Below are 20,436 nucleotides of genomic sequence, written 5' to 3' on the forward strand. Positions count from 1 at the left end.
GCGGTTGAACCGTGACCCACTTTGGCCGGTTGAGTTCTGACCCTCGCGTCGTTGGTTGATCTTGGTTAGTCGTTGTCGGTCGTAGGGACGCGGCCGAGTTCGCGGCCGCGCATGCGGTAGGACTCGCCTTTGAGGGAGTGGACCTCGGCGTGGTGGACGAGTCGGTCGATCATGGCGGCGGCGACGGTCTCGTCGCCGAAGGTCTCTCCCCAGCGTCCGAAGGGCTTGTTCGAGGTGACGATCACGCTGGCCCTCTCGTATCTGTTCGAGACCAGTTGGAAGAACAGGTTCGCGGCCTCGGCCTCGAAGGGGATATAGCCGACCTCGTCGATCACGATCAGCGGGTAGCGGCCGAGCTTGACCAGTTCGTCCTGGAGGCGACCGGCCTGATGGGCGGCGGCGAGGCGGTCGACCCACTGGGCGGCGGTGGCGAACGCGACCCGGTGGCCGGCCTGGCAGGCCCGAACCGCGAGTCCGGTGGCCAGGTGCGTCTTGCCTGTGCCCGGCGGTCCCAGGAAAACAGCGTTCTCCTTGGCCGCTATGAAGTCCAGTGTTCCCAGGTGTGCGAGTTGTTGTCGCGTCAGACCGCGCAGGTGGGTGAGATCGAGCTCCTCGATGGTCTTGATGGCGGGGAAGCGGGCGGCGCGGATGCGGCCCTCACCGCCGTGGGAGTCGCGGGCGGAGACCTCCCGTTGCAGGCAGGCGACCAGGTACTCGGTGTGGGTCCAGGCTTCGGCCTGGGCGCGGTCCGCCAGGCGTTCGGCGGCGTCCAGCAGCGCGGGGGCCTTCATGGCCCGGGCGAGGAAAGCCAGGTCGGCGGCGGTCTGCCGACCGGTTCGGGCCGTCTTGCCGTCCGCCTTCGCCGACGCGTCGGTCGTGGGGTTCGATGCCGCGGGTGTGGTGCGGGCCATCAGGTGTCCTCCTTCCCGGCGCCGCCCTCGATGAGGGTGAACATGCGGTCGTAGGTGCCCAGTTCGCGTTGCTCGACCTCGATGCCGAGGCTGTCGGGGGCCAGGAGGGCGGCTCGGGCGGTGGCCGCCTGGGCGGCCTGCTGGTGGATCACCTCGCCGCGCAGGACGCTGGCCGCGGCCGCGTGGTCAGGGTCGGTGATCGACTGGTGCTTGGCCCAGCAGCGGGTATGACGGGCGACCAGGTCGTTGCCGGCGAGGACGGTGACCTCCTCATTGTCCGCGCGGACCATGGCGGTGTGTCCGATCGCTCTGGGGTGGACGGAGTAGTCGTTGGTGTCGACGCGGATGTAGTGGTCGCGGCCGATGCGGGTGTGGAAACGCCACCAGTGCGGCGGGGTGACCGGCGGGACGGTGAGCATCGCGGCGCGGTCGGCTTCCCAGCGGTCGACCGGCCGGGCGTCGATGCTGCGGTGGGTTCGCCGGTTGGCGATCTGCAGCCAGGCGGTCAGCTGGTTGTTGAAGTCGTCGGGGCCGGTGAAGGTGCGGCCAGGCAGGAAGCTGGTCTCCAGGTAGCCGTTCGCCCGCTCGACCAGGCCCTTCGCCTCCGGATCGCGGGGGCGGCAGAGGTGCACCTTGACCGCGAGCAGGCCCGCGAACGCGGCGAACTCGGAGGTGAGCTTGCCCCGGCCGACGCCGGCCTCGTTGTCCCAGACCAGCATCTTGGGGACCGCTCCCCAGCCGTCAGCCAGCAGGCGCCAGTGGCCGTCGATCAGATCGCCGGTCTGCCGGGAAGGCAGCATCCGGGCGGTGATCACCCGAGAGTAGCCCGAGACGATGACCAGGACCGGCGGGCGGCCCGACTGGCCGTAGCCGAGTGGGATGTCGACGGGCGGGAACCAGAGGTCGCACTGGGTGAGCTCGCCCGGCTGATAGACCGTCCGCGAGACCGGGTCGACCGGCAGGTAGGCCGGGCGCAGCTCGCGCACGCGTTCCTTGAGGATCGTGATGCCGCGCTCCCAGCCGATCCGCTCGGCGATGACCGTGGCGGGCATGGTCGGGGTCTGCTTGAGCAGCTCGCGGATGGCGGGCTCGAACGGGTCCACCGCCGAGCCCTTCAGCGGGCGCTGGTAGACCGGCGGCCGGTCGGTGGCCAGGGCCCGTTTCACCGTGTTCTTCGAGATGCCCAGATGGCGGGCGATCGCCCGGATCGGCAGGTGCTCGGCCCGGTGCAGCCGCCGGATCTCAGCCCAGTCCTCCACAGTAATCACCCTCTCCTCCTGACCCTTGGAAGATCAGGATGATCAGACGATCGCGAGGTGGGTCACCGTTGATCCGCCGTTCAGCGGTCAGATTTCACCCGACGCCGAGAGGAACCTCAATCGGGCGCCAGCCAGGTTGGTGAAGTGCACGCTGGCGCTGACACCGTCGCGCTTGCTCGTCACGCTGAAGTCTCACGTGGGGGCATTCTCAGGCGGAGCTGACACCGCCCACGACCCCCGAGTTCGAGGCGTGGGCGGTTGGTCGAGCTACACCCTCTCGACGTCCAGCAGACTCCAATACCCGTTCATGCTGTCGGGTGCCACCTCGGCCGTGAGGTCGTCATGTCCGGGCCGGTGGTGGCACTCCGCGTACCGGGCCCAGGAACGGAGGACCGGTCCGAAGTCTTCGATCAGCGCGTTCCCGGTGTGGTGGGCGAAGACGATCTGGTCGGCATCCGTCAGCGCGGCGAAGATCTTGCCGAACGTCACCTGGGCGGCCAGTGCTTCGTGGCCGGTCATGCCGGCTGCCGCTGGATACCAATTTGCCTTTTCTGTGAGGTAGTTGGAACCCATGGAGTGAGTTCGACCCCGTAGGCCATCCAGTTCCGCACGTTCTCGGCGGTGTAGAGATGCCCGAGGCCGCTACCCCGGGCGTACAGCTCCGGGAGGCGGTAGAGCAGGTGCACCCCGCCGAACGTCGAGGATTCGCCCAGGTCAAGGAAAACCGGCCGCCGGCACTGCTTCAGGTAGTTAGGGGCTTGCCTCCATCGGTACGGCACTGGGGCCTCGGAGTCCGGCAACGCGACCCTGAGCCGACCCTCCGCATGGGCTTGACGGGCATCGAACAGCCATGCCATGCCGTTGTAATGGAGTTCCCGCTCCTTGATGTCCCCAGCGCTGATCGAGCTGCGTTGGAACTCCACCACGATCCCGTCGAAGGTGACCGCGTCAGGCACGTGGTCGCCGTATCGACGGTGACGACGGTCCGACTCAACCGCTTCCTGCCACCACCAGTGCCACTCCGAAACGTTGGCCGGGCGCGGTTCGCTGGTCAGGTAGGTAATGCTCATCCCCTCATCCCTCGTCGCACATAGTCGGCCGACTCCTCCGAGAGGCCCAGTTCCTGCGTCGTTGTACCCGTCAGCTCAAGCATCCGGTCGAAGTCACCTCCGGCGGCGGGGACCAGCAGCCAACGGCGCTCGATCTCCTTCTTGGCCTTGGCCACTTCCTTGTAGACATCCCAGCGGTGACCGTTCGCCTTCTTCGCCAAGCGATCCTTCTGCTGGCTCCGTCCGATCCGCGTGTCCTCCGCCTTGGCACGCTGGAGGTCGTTCTCCACCATTCGCCAGAACGTGCTCAGCCGTTCCACGACGAACAGGGGAAGCTGCTCGGGCCCAGTCGACACCGAATCGTTCCCCGTAGTGGGGAGGTTGTCCGAGGTGCCAGCGGTGTCATGGTCGTGGGCTCCATCGCCCTGGGGCGGGATACCGCCAACCGGGGCGTCCTCAATGGTGGCGACCGATGTGCTGGTCGGGGCCGTGTCGGCGGTGGCGTCGACGGCGTTAGTTCCGTGGTTTCCTCCGGGGGCAGTACCACCGCTGCCTGTTGTCACCTCGGGGGCTTCCCGGCTCCAGACGGCCTTCAAGTGGTCGAAGATCTTCTTCGATTCGCGCTTCGCCCCGAGGATCGCCGCCTCGAACGCCCACGCCTCTCCGGCTTCGAGGGCCTTGGTGTACTCCCTGCTGAACCGGGCGACGGTCTCGCGGTCGTCGCCCTTGGTGTCCGCATAGATGCCCTCCATCAGCGGCTTGACCACCGACCACGAGGCTCCGGTGAAGTCGAGCCGGTTCGGGTCGCGCCCCATCAGCCGGTCGCCGTCACGGCCCGCAGGTGCGACTTCTTCACCATCTGGGACAGCCGCTTCGCGGAATCGACCAGGTCAGCCACGCTCTTCCGCAGATCGTCGTCCGCGATGTCCTCAAGGGGAAGGTCGTAGATCGCCTGCAGGCTCTTGTGCGTCTTGGAGAGCACGCCGTACGCCTTGGCGCGCTGCTCGCACGCCTTGATCTCCGGGTCGTCCTCGATCGCCTTTGCGATCACTTCTTGGACCTTCTCGAACGCCTGCTCTGCCCATTCCTCGGCCGTCTGCTCCTCAGTCCGCCAGTCCACCACGGCGAGATGCTGCGTGACCTCCTGCTTCACCGCCTCGGGAACCTCGATGACCTGGCCGGCCGGGGTGGTAACCGTGCCCTCTTCGGCGATCTTCCGGAGGCCCTCGATCTGGCTGGCCTTCTTCGTCTCGACCTGAGCGACCTTGAGCACGTCGGCCCGGAACTCCGGCTCCTTACGGATGCGCTCGGCCAGCTTCTCCACGGTCATAGCGTTAGCCGAGTTCGGGATCTGCTTGGCGCCGTTTGCCGTACGGTACTCCGTGGCGGTCAGCCGGGTGAGCTTGGCCTTCTTCGCCTCCTCACAGCACTCGGCCAGCTTCAACCAGCGATCCTCATCGGACAGCGGAGAGCCCGAGGTGTTCAGCGCGGCCTCGCGGAGGACGGACCAGGAGAAGGAGACCCCCGTTGCCATCGCGCGATCCCACACAAAATGTGGGCACGAGGCCAGTTTTTGCACGTACGCGTCCTGGCACTCCCGGATCTGGTCGTACGCCATCCCGACCCGCGCCCCCAGGTCTTTGAGACGCGTAGCACCAGCGTGCGCCCTCGCTCCCGTCTCCGGGTTCTTGGGGGCGATCTCCTCGAACCGCTCGCCCATCTTCAACCGTGCATCGCGCTGCTCGACCGTGGCCCGGTCGCTGCGGCCGACCAGGGCGCGGACGTACTCCACGTCGTCGTCGGTAAAGTCGCGGCCGTCGCCCCCGTCAGGCCCGGCCAACAAGGAGTCCCCGTCGTCCTCCACGATCTCGGCTTCGACCCAGTACTCGACATCGGTCACCGCAACGTCCGTTCGCCGTAGTAGTTCTGACGATGCGTAGCGTAACTGTCGCCACCGACAATGGCCCAACAGACCGTTGACTTTGTCGGATTGTCAGACTCATAGTGCGATCATCGGCTTGGTCTTCGCGAGGGCCCTCGTCAGCACCATGGGCGCAGTGGCTAATTTCTGGCACAACACGCAACCACGCGGGTGATTCTCACCGCGTTCTCGCTGGTCAAAAAGTTGCAGGAAAATCGCACCCGAAGACAACTCCCGCGACTACATGATCAGTTGGCCGTCGTGGGTGAGGCTGGGTGTGCCCAGGTGATCCGTCACCGCCTCCAGTGACCCGGGAGCCCTCAATGTCTCGCGCCCGTAAGCCCGCTGTCGATCCCTCCGACCAGCCCCCGGCCGTAGTACCCGACCAGCTGATACAGGCGGAGGCGGCGGCGGGGCTGCTGGGCATCACGGTGGGCACGCTTCGGAACTGGAAGGGGAAGCGAGGTCCGCAGCCCATCCCCCTCGGCGATGCGGGGCCGAAGAACCGAGTGCGGTACAGCCTGCTCGAAACTCTGTCCTACATCGAGGAGTTGAAGGCCACCCGGCCGACGGCGGTGTCCGACGGAGCTGCTAAAGCTGCTGGTCTGCGCGGAAGGTCCGCGCCGAAGGGAGCCGCAGCATGAGCGGGATGATCGAGCCGTTCGACAGGTGGCACAAGCGGTATCCGAAGCCCGGCGACAAGCGGTGCGGTTGCGGGCGCGGGATGGTCGCCTCGGCGGAGCACGGGGTCAGCGGCCGGTGGCAGATCCGTTGGACCGCCCCGTCGGGGAAGCCCCGGAAGGCCGGGTTCAAGGAGAAGCCGGACGCCGAGCGAGAGCTGATCAAGGTGCTCGCTGATCTCCAGCGGGGTACGTACATGGACCCCGACCACGGCAAGGAGACGCTGCGGGTCTTCGCCGAGCAGTGGTTCGCCTACCTCGACCGCGTCCACGAGCGGGAGAGCACAGTGAAGACCTACAAGACCCACATGCGGGTGCACATCGTGCCGTTCATCGGGCATGTGCCCGCGAAGGAGCTGCGCCGGCCGACGTCCAACGCCTTCGTGGAACACCTGGCGGGCAAGGGGTTGGCGGCGTCGTACGTCGAGGGGATCTTCAAGACGTTCAAGATCTTCGTCAACTGGCTGACGAGGGAGCAGGAGGTGCCGCTTCCGGGCAACATCGTCGCCGGGATCAAGCTCCCTCCGGTGCCCGACCGGGTCGAGGTGGTGCTCACGCCGGAGGAGGTGACGCGGCTCGCGGACTGCATCGATCCCCGGTACGAGATCATGGTCTGGCTGGCGGCCTGCGCCGGGCTGCGCTTGGGAGAATGTGTCGGACTGACCCGTGCGCGCGTGAACTTCACCGAGTGCAAGCTCTACGTGGAGAAGCAGGGCCAGGGCGGCAAGGAGGTCAAGCTCAAGACGAATGCCTCCTACGCGACGCTGCCAGTGGACCACTTCCTGATCCGCAACATCGCTCAGCACATGGTCCGTTTTCCCGGGGCCGACCCTGTGGGTGACGACGCGGTCCGCAAGCGCCGGTACAGCGGCTACCAGCCCCCGGCCAACTCCGGGCTGGTGATCGTCAACAGCGATGGGCGGCCGGTACAGCGGCAGGGCTTCAACAAGATCTGGCAAGTGGCGGTCGAGAAGGCCGGCCTGCCGAAGGGCACCCGCTTCCACGATCTGAAGCACTTCTACACGACGCGCCTTGGCGCGGCGGGGCACGACCGCAAGACCGTCCAGGCACTGAGCCGCCACAGCGATCCGTCCATGACCGACCGGTACGCCCATCCGCCGGAGGCGGTGGAGGGCTTGAAGATCAAGGCGTTCGGCGCATTGTTCGACCCAGGTTCGGGGCGACGGGAGGCCAACCGCCGCCGGGGGCTCGCGCGCTGATCACAGCTCACATCACAGGAGGGGCAGCGCGGTCACCGGCAGGTGTGGCAAACTCCACCTCGCGGTGTCCTACCGTGCACGCCGGGTGAAGCTGCCCGGCACCTGATTTTCCCAGGATCTTCCCAAGTGGCACCCCGAAAGGTGCCTCTGACCCGGGTTTCCCCAGGTCAGAGGTGGTTACAGCGGACGAGTCGGCCTGTACGCCGGGTTCTGTCTCCCGCGGCCTTGCGGCCTTTGGGGAGGCGGTCATCCATCTAGGGCTGCCGTTGCCGACAGCCTCGTGCGGTCTACCCGCGGACTCGGGCGAGCAGCCCTCGATCATCCGCGCACGGTACCCGGGGGTACCGATCTTGACCTTGCTCCGGGTGGGGTTTACCTAGCCGGCCGAGTCACCTCGGTCGCTGGTGGTCTCTTACACCACCGTTTCACCCTTACCTGCTGCCGAAGCGGCAGGCGGTCTGTTTTCTGTGGCACTGTCCCGCGGGTCACCCCGGGTGGGCGTTACCCACCACCCTGCTCTGTGGAGCCCGGACGTTCCTCGGCGGGACCCTTACGGGACCCGACGCGACCGCCCGGCCGGCTCGTCCGCCGTACTGGTCATCGTAGCCGGTCGGATCGGGCCGGTCGGACAGCGGCCGCGGGGACGGCTTCGGGGTCGAGGCGGGCGGCCACGTCGGCGGCGGTGGCGCGGGCCCAGGGAGTGGTGGTGACCGCGCCCAGCACCAGGACGACCAGGCCCAGGCCGGTGATGATCCACCAGCCCGCGTGGCTGGCCTGGGCGAGGCCGCCGGCCAGCGGGCCGACCACCGCCGAGGTGACCACGGTGCCGATCACCGCGACGCCCAGCGACTGCCCGACCTGACGGCTCGTCGAGGCGACCGCCGCGGCGACCCCGGCCTGCGAGCGCGGCATGCCGGAGACGGCGGCGTTGGTGATCGGGGCGTTGACCAGGCCGAAGCCGAGTCCGAAGAGCGCGTACGCGGCGAGCAGCAGGGCGGCCGAGGTGGTGGCGGTCAGGCCGGTGAGCAGCAGGCCGCTGCCGGCCAGCGCGGTGCCGGCGATCAGCAGCGGGACGCGGGGGCCGCGTGCGCCGACGATGCGTCCGGAGATCGGGGCGCAGACCAGGGTGAGCCCGGCCATCGGGAGCGTCCAGAGGCCTGCCTCGACCGGGCTGTAGTGCCGGACCTCCTGCAGGTAGAGGGTGTTGAGGAAGAGGAAGCCGCTGAGCGAGGCGAACGAGCAGACGGCGATCACCGTCGCACCACTGAACGGCGCGCTGCGGAAGAACCGCAGGTCGAGCAGCGGTTCGGGGGTGTGGTGCTCCCAGAGCGGGAACGCGATCAGGGCGGCCAGCGCCAGCGCGGCCAGGGCCAGGATGAGCGGCGAGGTCCAGCCGTGGCCGGGGCCCTCGATGATCACGGCCGTCCCGGCGGCCAGCGCCGCCACCGCCAGCAGCTGGCCGACCGGGTCGAGCCGGCGTGGCCGCGCGGCCCGCGACTCGGGTATGTAGCGCGCGGCCAGCAGCCAGGCGAGCAGGCCGATCGGCACGTTGATCAGGAAGATCGACGGCCAGCCGGCGCTCTCCACCAGCACCCCGCCGACGATCGGGCCCAGCGCCATGCTGATGCCGACCACGCCGCCCCAGACGCCGATCGCCTGGGCCCGTTCGCGCGGGTCGGTGAAGACGTTGGTGATGATCGACATCGCGACCGGGTTGAGCATCGAGCCGCCGACGGCCTGCAGCGCCCGGAAGGCGATCAGCCAGCCCAGGCTCGGGGCGATGCTGCAGAGCAGCGAGCCGAGCACGAAGAGCACCAGGCCGGTCTGGAAGATCCGGCGCCGGCCGATCCGGTCGGCGACCGACCCGGAGAGGATCAGCAGCGAGGCCAGCACCAGGGTGTAGGCGTCGATGATCCACTGCAGGCCGGAGGCGGGCGCGTGCAGGTCGCGTTGGATCGAGGGCAGTGCCAGATTGACGATCGTGTTGTCCAGGCCGACGATCAGCAGGCTCATGCAGCAGATGGCCAGGATCAGCAGCCGTCTGCGGCGGGTGAGGTTGGCGGTGGCTTCGGTCACCTATGCAGTGTCGCATTCATGGGATGAATCACGGCAGTCGGGTCTCAGTACGTGACACGGAGCCGCCGGGGCCGGGTGCCGGCCCGGTAGATTGCTGCATGTAGCCGCACGTTTCTGAGGGGATCCACCGATGCCGTTCCTGGTCCTGTTGCCGCCGTCGGAGGGCAAGGCCCCGACCCTGGAGGGCGCGCCGCTGGAGCTCGGCGAGCTGTCGCTGCCGGGGCTGACCGAGGCGCGCGGGCGGGTGCTGGACGCGCTGGTGGAGCTGTGCCGGGGCGGCGAGGACACCGCGGCCGAGGTGCTCGGGCTGAGCCAGGGCCTGCGCGGCGAGATCGCCCGCAACGCGGGGCTGCGGACGGCGGGCACGCTGCCGGCCGGCGAGGTGTACACGGGGGTGCTGTTCGACGCGCTCGGACTGGCCAAGCTGGACGAGGCGGCCTACGCGCGGGCCGAGCGCTCGCTGCTGGTCTTCTCCGGGCTCTGGGGCGCGGTCCGGGTGAGCGACCGGATCCCGTCATACCGCTGCTCGGGCGGGGTGAAACTGCCGCCGCTGGGGGCGCTCGGCGGATACTGGCGGCGCGCGATGGCGGACGTGCTCCCGGCGGAGGCGAACGGTCTGGTGCTGGACCTGCGCAGCGCGGCGTACGCGGCGTCCTGGAAGCCGGACGGCGACGTGGTGGCCCGCACGGCGACCGTCCGGGTGCTGCAGGAGCGGGACGGCAAACGGTCGGTGGTCAGCCACTTCAACAAGGCCACCAAGGGCCGGCTGGTCCGCGACCTGCTGGTCTCCGGCGCCGAGCCGACCACGCCGGGCGAGCTGCTGGAGGCGCTGCACGCGCTGGGCTACACCGTCGAGGTCGCCGCCCAGGGCACCGCGCGCAAGCCGTTTCAGCTGGACGTCGTGGTGACCGACGTCCACTGAGCGACAGAACGGCTCAGCGCAGGTGGCTGGTGTCGTTCAGCAGGCGCAGCGAGGCGTTGCCGTCGGAGTAGTACTGCACCGCGCTGACCGAGGCCGCCGCGAGCTCCATCCGGTACATCGCGTCCGGCGGGGCGCCCAGCGCCAGCCGGACCAGCGTCTTGATCGGGCTGACGTGCGAGACGACCAGCACGGTCTTGCCGGCGTAGCGGGCCAGCAGCCGGTCCCGGGTGACGCCGATCCGCTGGGCCAGCGTGGCGAAACTCTCGCTGCTGCCGGTCGGCTTGGCCTTGCTGGAGCCGAGCCAGGCGTTGAGGTCCTCGGGGTGGCGCTGCTGCACCTCGGCGAAGGTCAGGCCCTCCCAGTCGCCGAAGTCCAGCTCGCGCAGGCCCTCGTCGATCCGCACCTCCAGGCCCAGCCGGGCCGCGACGGCGCCGGCGGTCTGCCGGGTGCGCCGCATCGGGGAGCTGACCACGGCCTGCACGGTGCCGCGCGCGGCGAACGCCTCGGCGGCCCGCTCGGCCTGCCACAGGCCCGTCGCGGAGAGCTCCGGGTCGCTGCCGCCGCTGCCGGAGAAGCGCTTCTGCGGCGTCAGCGCGGTCTCGCCGTGCCGCAGCAGGACGAAGGTGGTGGCGGTCGCGAGGTCGCCGGCCGTGGACCAGCCCGCCCTGGGCGCGGCCGGCGCGGCCTCGATCTCCTCCGCCGGTCCGGCGGCGGGCCGGGACTTCGGTGCCCACTGCCGGCCGGCCTGGCCCGCGTCCATCGCCTCGTTGGCCAGCCGGTCGGCGTCCTTGTTCCGCTCGCGCGGGATCCAGGAGTACCCGACCTGCGAGCGCGGGAAGACGGTGCGGGCCTCGGCGGCCAGCGGCTGCATGTCCGGGTGCTTGATCTTCCAGCGCCCGGACATCTGCTCGACGACCAGCTTGGAGTCCATCCGGACGTCGACGGCGGCCGACGGGTCCAGCTCGTACGCGGCCCGCAGGCCGGCGATCAGGCCCTTGTACTCGGCGACGTTGTTGGTCGCCCGGCCGATGTACTCGGCCGTCTCGGCGATGATCATGCCGGTGTCGCCGTCGCGGACCACCGCGCCGTAGCCGGCCGGACCCGGGTTGCCCCGGGAGCCGCCGTCCGCCTCGATGATGAACCTGCGGGCCGTCATCTGATCAGATGCCCGAGTCGGCCGTGCGCACCAGGATCCGGCCGCAGTTGTCGCAGCGGACCACGGCGTCCTTCGGCTCGGCCTTGATGGCGTTCAGGTCGGCCGTGGAGAACTCCACCCGGCAGCCCTCGCAGCGGCGCTGGAACAGGCGCGCGGCGCCGACGCCGCCCTGCTGCTCGCGCAGCCGGGTGTAGAGCTTGAGCAGGTCGGCCGGGATGACCACCTCGACGGTCTCGCGCTCGCGGGCGACCTTGGCGACCTCGGCGTCGATCTCGGCGAACTTGGCGTCGCGACGGGCCACCGCCTCCTCCAGGACGACGGTGGAGTGCTCCAGACGGGCCGTCAGCTCGGTCACCCGGGTCTGCGCGGACTCCAGGCGCTCCATCACCTCCAGGACGACGTCCTCCAGGTCGCCCTGGCGCTTGGCCAGCGAGCCGGTCTCGTGCTGGAGGTTCTCCAGGTCCTTGGCGGAGGTGACGGCGCCGGAGTCCATCCGCTGCTGGTTGCGGGTGGCACGGGAGACGACCTGCTCGACGTCCTGCTCGGCCTTGACCAGCTCGCGGGCGGTGTCCCCCTGCTGGGCCTCGGCGGCGACGACGAGGGACGTCAGCGCGGCGTGGTCGGCGGAGGCCTTGTCGATCTCGGCGTGCTCGGGCAGGGTGCGGCGCCGGTGGGCCAGCTGGTCGAGCTTGGCGTCGATGGCCTGCAGGTCGAGGAGGCGGATCTGGTCGGCGGGCGCGGCGTTCAAGCGGGGGGCTCCTGAAGTGAAGATGGTCGAGCGGGGCAGAAGTAGGGGTGATCCCGGCGGATCAGGGGGTGCGGGGCATCGGCGCATGGGCCGTCCACGGGTCGGTGACCCGGGTGGAGACCCTGGTCTCCAGCGGCCAGCCGCGGTCGGCTGCGACGGCCCGCAGTTCGCCGGCCGCGCGCTCCAGCCAGGGCCACTCGGTGGCCCAGTGCGCCGCGTCGACCAGGGCCAGCGAGGAGGCCTCGGCGGCCTCCGAGGCCGGGTGGTGGCGCAGGTCGGCGGTGACGTAGGCGTCCACGCCGGCGGCGTGGACGGCGCCGAGCATGCTGTCGCCGGAGCCGCCGCAGACCGCGACCCGGTGGATCAGCCGCTCCGGGTCGCCGGCCACCCGCACGCCGGTCGCGGTGGCCGGCAGTCCGGCCGCCACCTGGGCGGCGAAGGCGGCCAGCGTCAGCGGCTCGGGCAGCTCGCCGATCCGGCCGCCGCCGCGGCGGCCCGCCGGGTCGGTCGGGTCCGGCACGAGCGGGCCGGTGATCCGCAGGCCGACCGCCTCGGCCAGGGCGTCGGAGACACCCGGATCGGCGTGGTCGGCGTTGGTGTGGGCGACGTGCAGGGCGATCCCGGCGCGGATCAGGGTGTGCACCACGCGGCCCTTGAAGCCGGTCGCGGCGACGCTGGTGGTGCCGCGCAGATAGAGGGGGTGATGGGTGACGACCAGGTCGGCGCCCCACTCCACGGCCTCCTCGACCACCGTCGAGACAGGGTCGACGGCGAAGAGCACGCGGCTCACCTGGTCCTCGGGGTCGCCGCAGACCAGGCCGACGGCATCCCAGGACTCGGCCCACTGCGGTGGGTAACGCTCTTCGAGCACGCTGATGACGTCGGACAGTTTCGGCACCCGTTGAGACTACCGCGCGCAGCCACCCGGCCGGGGCGGCGGCCCGCGCCGAGGACCTGGGGCCGCACACCGCACAGCTGCCCGTCAACCGGCGGGCCGACGCGCTGCCGGGCAGGGCACGCGGGTCGCCGCCCCGCCCCGGCGGTGGCCGCAAGCCAGAGCGGGGCAGGGGCGGCGAAGCAGAACCGGAGCTGGATCACCCGTACGAGTGAAGTGACCGCGTAGGCGTTGAGCCACCCCGGCACGGAAAGTAACTTCACTGATGCGAACGGGAGTTGCCCTCGGGATTTGCGGGGCGCTCCGCCGCACGTGGCCGGGCTGATCCCGCCACGGCCGTCGACCGGTTCCGGGGCAGCCGCATGACACATAGGGGTGTGAAGCAGATGGGGGGCGGTCACACCGCTGCGGCCGGCCGGGGGGCCGGAACCGGTCGACAGGACGCCGACAGGCGGCGCCGACGCCCGCTGGGCCGACCCCGTCGAGGGGAGGGGGTCGGCCGGCACCGGCGGTGACGGGGGCCTGATCGGTGGCCGGTACGCGCTGACCGCGGTGCTGCGCCAGGACGACCTCGGTGGCGTGTTCCTCGCCGTCGACACCCGCACCGGCGAGGACGTCGTGGTCAAGCAGGCCAGGACGCCGCGCGGCTCGGGCGCCGACCCGAGGTCGGCGCTGCGCGAGGAGGCCCGACTGCTGGCGCAGCTGGATTCCCGGGGGATCGCCCCGCAGCCTCTGCGGCTGATCGAGCAGGGCGACTCGCTGCTGCTCGTCCAGGAGTGCGTCCCCGGTCAGGCGCTGGACAGCTGGGTCGCCGCCCGGCTCGCGGGGGACGGCACGCCGCAGGTGCCGTGGGCGGCGGCGCGGCCGCTGGCGCTGGCGCTGGTGGACCTGGTCGAGCAGGCGCACGCGGCCGGGGTGCTGCTGTGCGGCCTGGCGCCCGGCGCCGTGGTGGTCGCGCCGGACGGGCTGCCACGCCTGCAGGACCTCGCCGCGGCCTGCTCGACGGACACCGGCGGCGCCGACCCGGGCGGGCGGGCCGCCGACAGCCAGGCCGCCCGGGCCGCCATGGCCGCCGACCGCTACGCGCTGGGCGGCCTGCTCCTGCTGCTCGCCACCGGGCACGACCCGCTGCTCGCGCAGCAGCCACCGCAGGCCCGACCCGTCCCGGAGCAGCCGCGTCCGGCCAGATCGACCGGGCCGGGCCTCGGCCGCTGGCTGGCCCTGGCCACCCGCGACGGGCTGACCGCCCGCCGGCTCGCGCCCGCCGTGCTGGGCCTGCGCGCCGAGGACCCGGCGCGCCGCTGGCAGCTGCCCGAGGTGCGCGAGGCGCTCGGCGCCACCCCCGAGCCGTCGGCGCCGCCGGAGGTGACCACGCAGCCGCTGGAGCGCGCCGTCCGCGACGGACTGCGCCACCTCGCCGAGACCGTCACCCCGCACCGGCCCGACCGGCTCTGGCCGGCCGTCCCCACCGGGCGGTCCCACGACCCGTGCACCGAGCAGCGCGAGGCGGCCGACCTGCTCAGCGTGCTGGCCCGGGCCTCGGCCACCACCGGCCTGCCGCCCGAGGTGCGCGAACGCGCCGCCCGGACGGCCGCCACCGCGGCCGCCTGGATCGAACGGCGCTGCGCGGCCGGCCCGGCGCCGCGCCCCGACCCGCACCACGCCCGCTCCGCACCCGTCCGGGCGCTGCTCGACGCCGCCGACGCGCTGGGCGACCCCGCGCTGAGCGCCCGCGCCCAGCGGCTGGCCGAGCACGAGCCGTGGTGCCGGCCCCACCCGAGCGCCTGCCGGGGCGCGGCGGGAGCCGGCCGCCGCCAGCTGCGGCGCTGGCAGCGCACCGGCGAGCAGCGGGCGCTCGACCTCGCCGTCGCGGCCGGCCGGGCCGTGCCGGTGGACCGCCACGGCGGCGTCACCCGCGGCTGCCACGGGCCGGCCGGCGACGGCGCGTTCCTGCTCGACCTGGCCGAGGCCACCGGGGACGACGCCTTCCACCGCGCGGCCCTGGAGTCGGCCTTTCTGCTGGTCGCCCACTCCACGCTGCGCGACGGCCTGCTGGTGCTGCCCGAGGAGACCGGCACCGGCTGCCCGGCCGCGTACGGGACGGGCGTGGCCGGCGCGCTGGCCCTGCTGCTCCGGCTGCGCTACGGCGGGGAGTTGCTGCGCTTCGACCTCCCCCGGGCAGCCGTCCGGTGACCGCCGCCGTACGCGCCGCGGCGACCCGCTCGCTGCGCCGGCTGAACTTCACCTTCGCGGCCGACGGCTCGCACGCCGCCTGCCTGGCCGCCGGGGCCGACGGCGGCTGGTACGTCGAAAGCTGGCGGCTGGACGGCGCCGCGCCTGCCTGGCCGACCGCCCTGCGGCTGCCCGCCGGGCGGGTGGAGAACCTGCGGTCGCAGCTGATCTCGCTGCCGGACGGCCGGGTGCTGGTCGCCAGACCCGAGGGCAACCGGCACGAACTGGTGCTGCTCTCCCCCGCCCCGGAAGCCCCCGCCGCGCTCGAAGTGCCGCTCGGCGCCCTGCGCCTGCCCGGGCTGCGCCTGCTGCCGCCACCGGCCGGCGGCAGCTGCGTACTCGCCCTGAGCACCGACCACGGATCCGACGGCCGACCGCTGACCACCGGGTGGCTGATCGACGCGCACGGCGATCCGCCGCGCCAGGTCGCCGAGCTCCCCGGCCTGCATGGCGGCGGCGTCTGGCTGGACCGCACCGGTCGCCTGCTGGCGCTGGACCGGGTGCACGCGGGAGCCGTCAAGAGCGTCCGGCTCGACCTCGAACTCGGCACCACAACACCGCTGTTGGAGATCGGCGAGAGCAGCAACGACCGGCTCGTGCTGTTCGACCCGGACACCGGTTTCCTGATGCTGCGCAGCGATGCCCCGGGCGGCGACCGGCTCGGCTGGGGTGTGCTGGGCGGTCCGGAGCCGGTGCGCTTCCCGGACTGCCTGCACCTGCCGGGGCTCTTCCTGCGCCCGGTGGCGCTGGAGCCGGGGGCCGCCACGCCCGAGCGCAGCCGGGTGGCCGTCCAGATCGACCGCGGCGCCGCCTGCGAACTCGCCCTCTGGCGACCCGCCGACGGCCGGCTCGCCACGCTGCCGGTGCCGCCCGGGCGGCTGGGCGCGGTGGGCCACTGGTCGGCGGCCGGGCTGCGGATGCCGTACTCCGCGCCGGACCGCCCGGCCGCCCTCGCCACCCTGGAGGTGGACGCCCTGCTCGCCGAGGCCGCCACCCCGCCGGCCGGCATCCCGCTGCCGCTGCGACTGGCCCCGCTCGGCGCACCCCGCAGCGCGCCCGGGCCCCGACCGACCCCACCGACCCCGCCGCCACCCGGCTGGCGGCTGGACGGCAGCGCCGCCCCGGCCGACGGCGGCCGCTGGCACCCGGCGCAGAGCGTGCGGCTGCCCGGTCCGGCCGGACCGATCGAGGCCGTCCGCTACGGCGGCGAGGCCTGGCTGAGCAGCCCGCACCTGGTGCTCGCGCTGCACGGCGGCCCGGCCGACGCCTGGCTGCTCGAGTTCGACCCGGTCCTGCAGCGGATGGCCGCCGCGGGCCTGGCGGTGCTCGCCCCCAACCAGCGCGGCAGCACCGGCTACGGCCTGCCGCACGCGATGGCCGTGCACGGCGCCTGGGGCGGCCCGGACCTGGAGGACGTGCTGACCCTGCTGGAGGGGCTGGCCGGCCAGCGGGCCGCACTCGGCCTGGAGGCCCCGGCGCTCTTCGGGGTCAGCTACGGCGCGTTCCTGGCCCTGCTGACCGCCGCCCACGCGCCCGCCGGGCGGATCTCGCGCTGCGCGGTGGTGGCCCCCTTCCTCTCCGGGGCGCGGCTGCTGGCCGAGGCCACGGCGCCGGTCCGGGCGCTGACCGCCCGGCTGGGCGGCGCCGAACCGATCGTCGACGCGCGCGGCCCGCGCGACGTGCTCCGGCTCGCGCACCGGTTGACCGCGCCGCTGCTGATCGTCCACGGCGACCGGGACGAGGTCGTACCGGTGGGCCAGTCCCGGGCGCTGCGGCTCGAACTGCTGCGCCTGGGCCGCGGCGAGGGCACCGACTTCCGTTACGTGGAGGCGGCCGGCGCCGGACACGAGGTGCTCGCCGAGGAGGGCGCGCCGGTGCTGCACGAGCTGCTGGCCGGCTTCCTGCGCACCGGCCGACCCTGCTGACGGCAGGCCGCCGGACCCCCTCGATGATCCCGGTGTCGGTCCCGGCGGTTAAGGTGACGGACGGAAATGGGACGTGAGAGTCCCGGCGTGGCGTGGGGTACCGCGGCGCTCCGGGGGAACACTTCCCGCGGCACGACAGACCCGCACCCTCGCACGGAGAAGACGATTCAGATGTCCGAAACCCTCACCGACACCACCGAGCACGGCGCCGACGAGGCCACCTCCGAGGACCAGATGCACGGCCGCCACCGCGGCGTCACCGCCGCCGACGACACCCCCGAGGCCGACCCGCACGGTCGCCACCGGGGCGTCACCGCCGCCTGATCAGGCTCTCGGCACGTTTTGGGGCCCGGCGCGATGCGCGCCGGGCCCCACCGTTTCCTACAGCGTGATCACGGTCCGCAGGGCCTCGCCGCTGCGCATCTGGGCCAGCGCCGTGTTCACCTCAGCCAGCTCGACCCGGTGCGTGATCATGCCCGCCAGATCGAGCCGCCCGCTGCGCCACAGCTCGATCGCCAGCTCGATCGTCCGGGCCACCTCGCCGCCGCCGTACATCGAGGGCAGCAGCCGCTTCTCGTTGAAGAACAGCTCGGCCATGCTGAACTGCGCCAGGTCGTCCCGGGCGCCCGCGCCGATCACCACCACCGCGCCGCCGCGCCGCGCCGCGTCGTAGGCCGCGCGCACGGTGGCGCCGCGGCCCACCGCCTCGAAGACGTAGTCGTAGCCGCCGGACGGCAGGCTCCGGGCCGCGCCCTTCAGCTCCTCGGGGGCGATCGCGTCGGTGGCGCCCAGGCCGAGCGCCCGCTCGCGCCGCGAGGCGACCGGGTCGACCACGGTGATCCGGGCCGCGCCGCAGACCCGGGCGCCCTGGACGGCGGCGACGCCCACCCCGCCCGCGCCGATCACCGCGACCGAGGCGCCCGGCTCGACCCGCGCGGTGTTGACGGCCGCGCCGAGCCCGGTGGTGGCCCCGCAGCCGACCAGCGCGGCCAGCTCGTACGGCATGTCGTCGGGCACCTTGATGACGCTCTCGGCCGCGACCACCACCTCCTCGGCGAAGGTGCCGGTGCTGTAGAAGCCGAAGGCGTCGGTCTCGGAGCCGATCCGGAAGCTCGGCTCGCGCAGCCGGCCGAGGCTGTCCACGCACAGGTGGCCCTGCCCGCGCCGGCAGTGCGGGCAGTGGCCGCAGGGCGCCATCCAGCACAGGACCACCCGGTCGCCCACCGCCACGCCGCGCACGCCTTCGCCGACGGCCAGCACGTCGCCCGCGCCCTCGTGCCCGGGGACGAACGGCGCGGGTTGCGGCAGCACGCCGCTCATCGCCGAGAGGTCCGAGTGGCAGAGGCTGGCCGCGCGCAGCCGGACCCTGATCCGGCCGGGCCCGAAGCCGACCGCCTCGACGTCCTCGCGGACCTCAAGATCGTCGTCTCCGATCGTGTGCAGAACCGCTGCGCGCATGCTGGCCCTCCCGGTCGCCGCCGGCCAAAGGTAGAACCTGTTCTACCAGGCGGAATTCTCCTGTATACCGCATCATCCGGCGCCCGGAAAGACCGCCTACCGGCCGGTAACCGGCTCGGACGGACGATCGAGTAGGGTCCCGGGCGAGGCGTGCCGCCGCACCGGGCGCCGCCCACCAGCCTACGGAGCAGCCAGATGACCGACCCCCGGGCGCAGTCCCTTCCCGCACCCGAGGTGCTCGCAGCGTTCGAGTCGGCGACCGGCTTCATGCCCGCCGACGAGGGCCTGGCGCTCTACGCGGCCGCCGTCGAGGCCGCCCGCACGACCGGGCTGCCGGTGCTGGAGATCGGCACCTACTGCGGACGCTCGGCGATCCTGCTGGCCGCCGCCGCCCGGGAGACCGGCACGGTGGCGCTGACCGTGGACCACCACCGCGGCTCCGAGGAACAGCAGCCGGGCTGGGAGTACCACGACCCGGGCCTGGTCGACCCGGCGGTCGGCCTGATGGACACCCTGCCGACCTTCCGCCGGACCCTGCACGCGGCCGGCCTGGAGGACCACGTCGTCGCACTGGTCGGACGCTCGCCGCAGATCGCGGCCCTCTGGGGCGGCCGGCTCGGCCTGGTCTTCATCGACGGTGGCCACACGGACGAGCACGCCACCGGCGACTACGAGGGGTGGGTACGCCACCTGGCCGAGGACGGCCTGCTGGTGGTGCACGACGTCTTCCCCGACCCGGCCGACGGTGGGCAGGCGCCCTACCGGGTCTATCTGCGGGCGCTCGCCGAGGGCTTCGAGGAGCTCTCGGTGACCGGTTCGCTGCGCGTACTGCGCCGGGCGCGCTGAACCGCTGATCCCCGCGCCGCCCGGGAGCCGCCGCCGTCCAGGCCCGATCGGCCGGTACGGTGTCGGTCCAGGGCGGCGAGCAGCACGCCGCAGGCGAGGCACGAAGGCGGGGGCCACACCATGACGGACCAGAGCGAGCCGACACCGGCGGTCTGGGACCCGACCGCGCGCGACGGCGCCGGCGGCTGGGTACGGCGTCCGGCCGCCGCGCCGACGACGCCCGCGGAGCCCGCAACGTCCACGCCGTCCGCAGCACCCGCAGCGCCCGCAGCGTCCGCCACGCCCGCGCGGCCCGCGACACCGCCCCCGGCCGCACCGCCGACCGCGCCGCCCGCCGCGCCGCCCGCAGCCCAGGGCTTCCCGCCGCCGCCCGCCCTGCCCCCGCAGCAGCCGGACGCCCGCGCCAAGCGCTCCCCGCTGCTGCTCGCCGTCGGCGTGCTCCTGCTGCTCGCCGTCGGCGGTGGCGCCGTGCTGGCGCTGCAGGCCGCCGACGGCAGCGGCCATCCGCAGGCCCAGCCGGCCCCGCCGACCAGCGCCCCCGCCCAGCCGCCGACCGCCACCCCCAGCGGCTCAGCCGCCCCGAGCAGCAGCCCCAGCAGTAGTCCCAGCAGCAGCCCCAGCAGCAGCCCCAGCGCCACCCCGATCGGCGGCCCGAGCGCGGGCGCCACCCCCGGGCCGAACGCCAAGGCCCAGGCCCAGGCGCTGGACAAGCTGCTGACCGGCTACCAGGCGGCAAAGATCGGCAGCGAGGTGGCGATCGTCTCCAGCTGCCCGGACAAGGCCACCGTCGACGCCGCGGCGCAGGTGTTCACCGCCGACGCCGCCCAGCGCGCCACGCTGCTCACCGGCCTCGCCAAGCTCAGCTTCAGCGACCTGCCCGGCGGCGCCGACGCCGCGCAGACCCTGCAGACCGCCTGGCAGCAGTCCGAAGCCCTCGACCAGTCCTACGGCGCGTGGGCCCGGGCGATCAGCGCCACGGGCTGCAGCGGCGCCCACAGCGCCCCCAGCACACCCGACAAGCAGAACGCCGACAACCTCTACCCGCTGGCGACGCAGTCCCTGCAGAGCTTCGTCAGCACCTGGAACGAGCTGACGGCGTCATACGGCCTGGACCCCCTCCACGCGGACGGACTCTGAA

Annotated in this window: 18 protein-coding genes and 1 other RNA gene; 7 read left to right on the top strand and 12 right to left on the bottom strand. The window is 72.6% G+C overall.

The window, feature by feature from the left end; all coding sequences use genetic code 11:
* Positions 1-65 precede the first annotated feature (65 nt).
* The 6 genes from istB to P3T34_RS12205 form a co-directional block, all read right to left on the bottom strand.
* The gene (gene istB, locus P3T34_RS12180; protein ID WP_280666053.1) at positions 66-911 is read right to left on the bottom strand and encodes an IS21-like element helper ATPase IstB; all 846 of its coding nucleotides are present in this window, start codon (positions 909-911) and stop codon (positions 66-68) included.
* The gene (gene istA, locus P3T34_RS12185; RefSeq protein WP_280666054.1) at positions 911-2,179 is read right to left on the bottom strand and encodes an IS21 family transposase; all 1,269 of its coding nucleotides are present in this window, start codon (positions 2,177-2,179) and stop codon (positions 911-913) included. Before istA ends, istB begins: the two co-directional genes overlap by 1 nt.
* Before the next feature lie 258 nt (positions 2,180-2,437).
* Positions 2,438-2,689, bottom strand: coding sequence for a hypothetical protein (locus tag P3T34_RS12190; RefSeq protein WP_280666055.1), 252 nt, complete (start codon positions 2,687-2,689; stop codon positions 2,438-2,440).
* A complete protein-coding gene (locus tag P3T34_RS12195; protein ID WP_280666056.1) occupies positions 2,686-3,240 on the bottom strand; it encodes a hypothetical protein in 555 nt (184 codons plus the stop codon). The genes P3T34_RS12190 and P3T34_RS12195 overlap by 4 nt, the downstream gene beginning before the upstream one ends.
* Positions 3,237-3,986, bottom strand: a complete 750-nt coding sequence (locus tag P3T34_RS12200) for a hypothetical protein (RefSeq protein ID WP_280666057.1) — start codon at positions 3,984-3,986, stop codon at positions 3,237-3,239. Before P3T34_RS12200 ends, P3T34_RS12195 begins: the two co-directional genes overlap by 4 nt.
* 47 nt (positions 3,987-4,033) lie before the next feature.
* Positions 4,034-5,119, bottom strand: coding sequence for a hypothetical protein (locus P3T34_RS12205; RefSeq protein ID WP_280666058.1), 1,086 nt, complete (start codon positions 5,117-5,119; stop codon positions 4,034-4,036).
* Positions 5,120-6,017: 898 nt separating this feature from the next.
* Between P3T34_RS12205 and P3T34_RS12210 the strand changes: the two genes are divergently transcribed.
* Complete coding sequence (locus P3T34_RS12210; protein WP_280666059.1) at positions 6,018-7,040, top strand: site-specific integrase; 1,023 nt, start codon at positions 6,018-6,020, stop codon at positions 7,038-7,040.
* A gap of 183 nt (positions 7,041-7,223) precedes the next feature.
* Here P3T34_RS12210 and rnpB read toward each other — a convergent pair.
* Together rnpB and P3T34_RS12220 are read right to left on the bottom strand one after the other, a co-directional pair.
* An RNA gene (gene rnpB / locus P3T34_RS12215) (RNase P RNA component class A) lies at positions 7,224-7,624 on the bottom strand.
* A 13-nt stretch (positions 7,625-7,637) separates the two neighbouring features.
* A complete protein-coding gene (locus P3T34_RS12220) occupies positions 7,638-9,116 on the bottom strand; it encodes an MFS transporter (RefSeq protein WP_280666060.1) in 1,479 nt (492 codons plus the stop codon).
* A gap of 130 nt (positions 9,117-9,246) precedes the next feature.
* On the opposite strand from P3T34_RS12220, the gene yaaA reads away from it, so the two are divergent.
* Positions 9,247-10,038: a peroxide stress protein YaaA gene (yaaA, locus tag P3T34_RS12225; protein WP_280666061.1), complete on the top strand. Its 792-nt coding sequence runs from the start codon at positions 9,247-9,249 to the stop codon at positions 10,036-10,038.
* A gap of 13 nt (positions 10,039-10,051) precedes the next feature.
* Here the strand turns inward: yaaA and P3T34_RS12230 are convergent, their stop codons facing one another.
* The 3 genes from P3T34_RS12230 to P3T34_RS12240 all read right to left on the bottom strand — a co-directional run bounded on the left by P3T34_RS12230 (position 10,052) and on the right by P3T34_RS12240 (position 12,840).
* Positions 10,052-11,194 (bottom strand): bifunctional RNase H/acid phosphatase, encoded by a 1,143-nt coding sequence (locus P3T34_RS12230; RefSeq protein WP_280666062.1) that lies wholly within the window; start codon positions 11,192-11,194, stop codon positions 10,052-10,054.
* 4 nt (positions 11,195-11,198) lie between these two features.
* Positions 11,199-11,942: a C4-type zinc ribbon domain-containing protein gene (locus P3T34_RS12235; protein WP_280666063.1), complete on the bottom strand. Its 744-nt coding sequence runs from the start codon at positions 11,940-11,942 to the stop codon at positions 11,199-11,201.
* Positions 11,943-12,003: 61 nt separating this feature from the next.
* Positions 12,004-12,840, bottom strand: coding sequence for a Nif3-like dinuclear metal center hexameric protein (locus P3T34_RS12240; RefSeq protein ID WP_280666064.1), 837 nt, complete (start codon positions 12,838-12,840; stop codon positions 12,004-12,006).
* A 549-nt stretch (positions 12,841-13,389) separates the two neighbouring features.
* Here P3T34_RS12240 and P3T34_RS12245 point away from each other — a divergent pair.
* From P3T34_RS12245 to P3T34_RS12255, 3 genes are all read left to right on the top strand, one after another.
* Positions 13,390-15,030: a lanthionine synthetase LanC family protein gene (locus P3T34_RS12245; protein ID WP_280666065.1), complete on the top strand. Its 1,641-nt coding sequence runs from the start codon at positions 13,390-13,392 to the stop codon at positions 15,028-15,030.
* A complete protein-coding gene (locus P3T34_RS12250) occupies positions 15,027-16,994 on the top strand; it encodes a prolyl oligopeptidase family serine peptidase (protein ID WP_280666066.1) in 1,968 nt (655 codons plus the stop codon). The genes P3T34_RS12245 and P3T34_RS12250 overlap by 4 nt, the downstream gene beginning before the upstream one ends.
* A 171-nt stretch (positions 16,995-17,165) precedes the next feature.
* A complete protein-coding gene (locus P3T34_RS12255; protein WP_280666067.1) occupies positions 17,166-17,318 on the top strand; it encodes a hypothetical protein in 153 nt (50 codons plus the stop codon).
* A gap of 57 nt (positions 17,319-17,375) precedes the next feature.
* On the opposite strand, the gene P3T34_RS12260 is transcribed toward P3T34_RS12255, so the two are convergent.
* Complete coding sequence (locus tag P3T34_RS12260; RefSeq protein ID WP_280666068.1) at positions 17,376-18,452, bottom strand: alcohol dehydrogenase catalytic domain-containing protein; 1,077 nt, start codon at positions 18,450-18,452, stop codon at positions 17,376-17,378.
* A 195-nt stretch (positions 18,453-18,647) separates the two neighbouring features.
* Between P3T34_RS12260 and P3T34_RS12265 the strand changes: the two genes are divergently transcribed.
* Both P3T34_RS12265 and P3T34_RS12270 read left to right on the top strand, forming a co-directional pair.
* Positions 18,648-19,298, top strand: a complete 651-nt coding sequence (locus P3T34_RS12265) for a class I SAM-dependent methyltransferase (RefSeq protein ID WP_280666069.1) — start codon at positions 18,648-18,650, stop codon at positions 19,296-19,298.
* A 120-nt stretch (positions 19,299-19,418) separates the two neighbouring features.
* Positions 19,419-20,435 (top strand): hypothetical protein, encoded by a 1,017-nt coding sequence (locus P3T34_RS12270; protein WP_280666070.1) that lies wholly within the window; start codon positions 19,419-19,421, stop codon positions 20,433-20,435.
* Position 20,436: the final 1 nt, after the last annotated feature.

Origin of the sequence: Kitasatospora sp. MAP12-44, from assembly GCF_029892095.1 — a bacterium.
Classification (GTDB): domain Bacteria; phylum Actinomycetota; class Actinomycetes; order Streptomycetales; family Streptomycetaceae; genus Kitasatospora.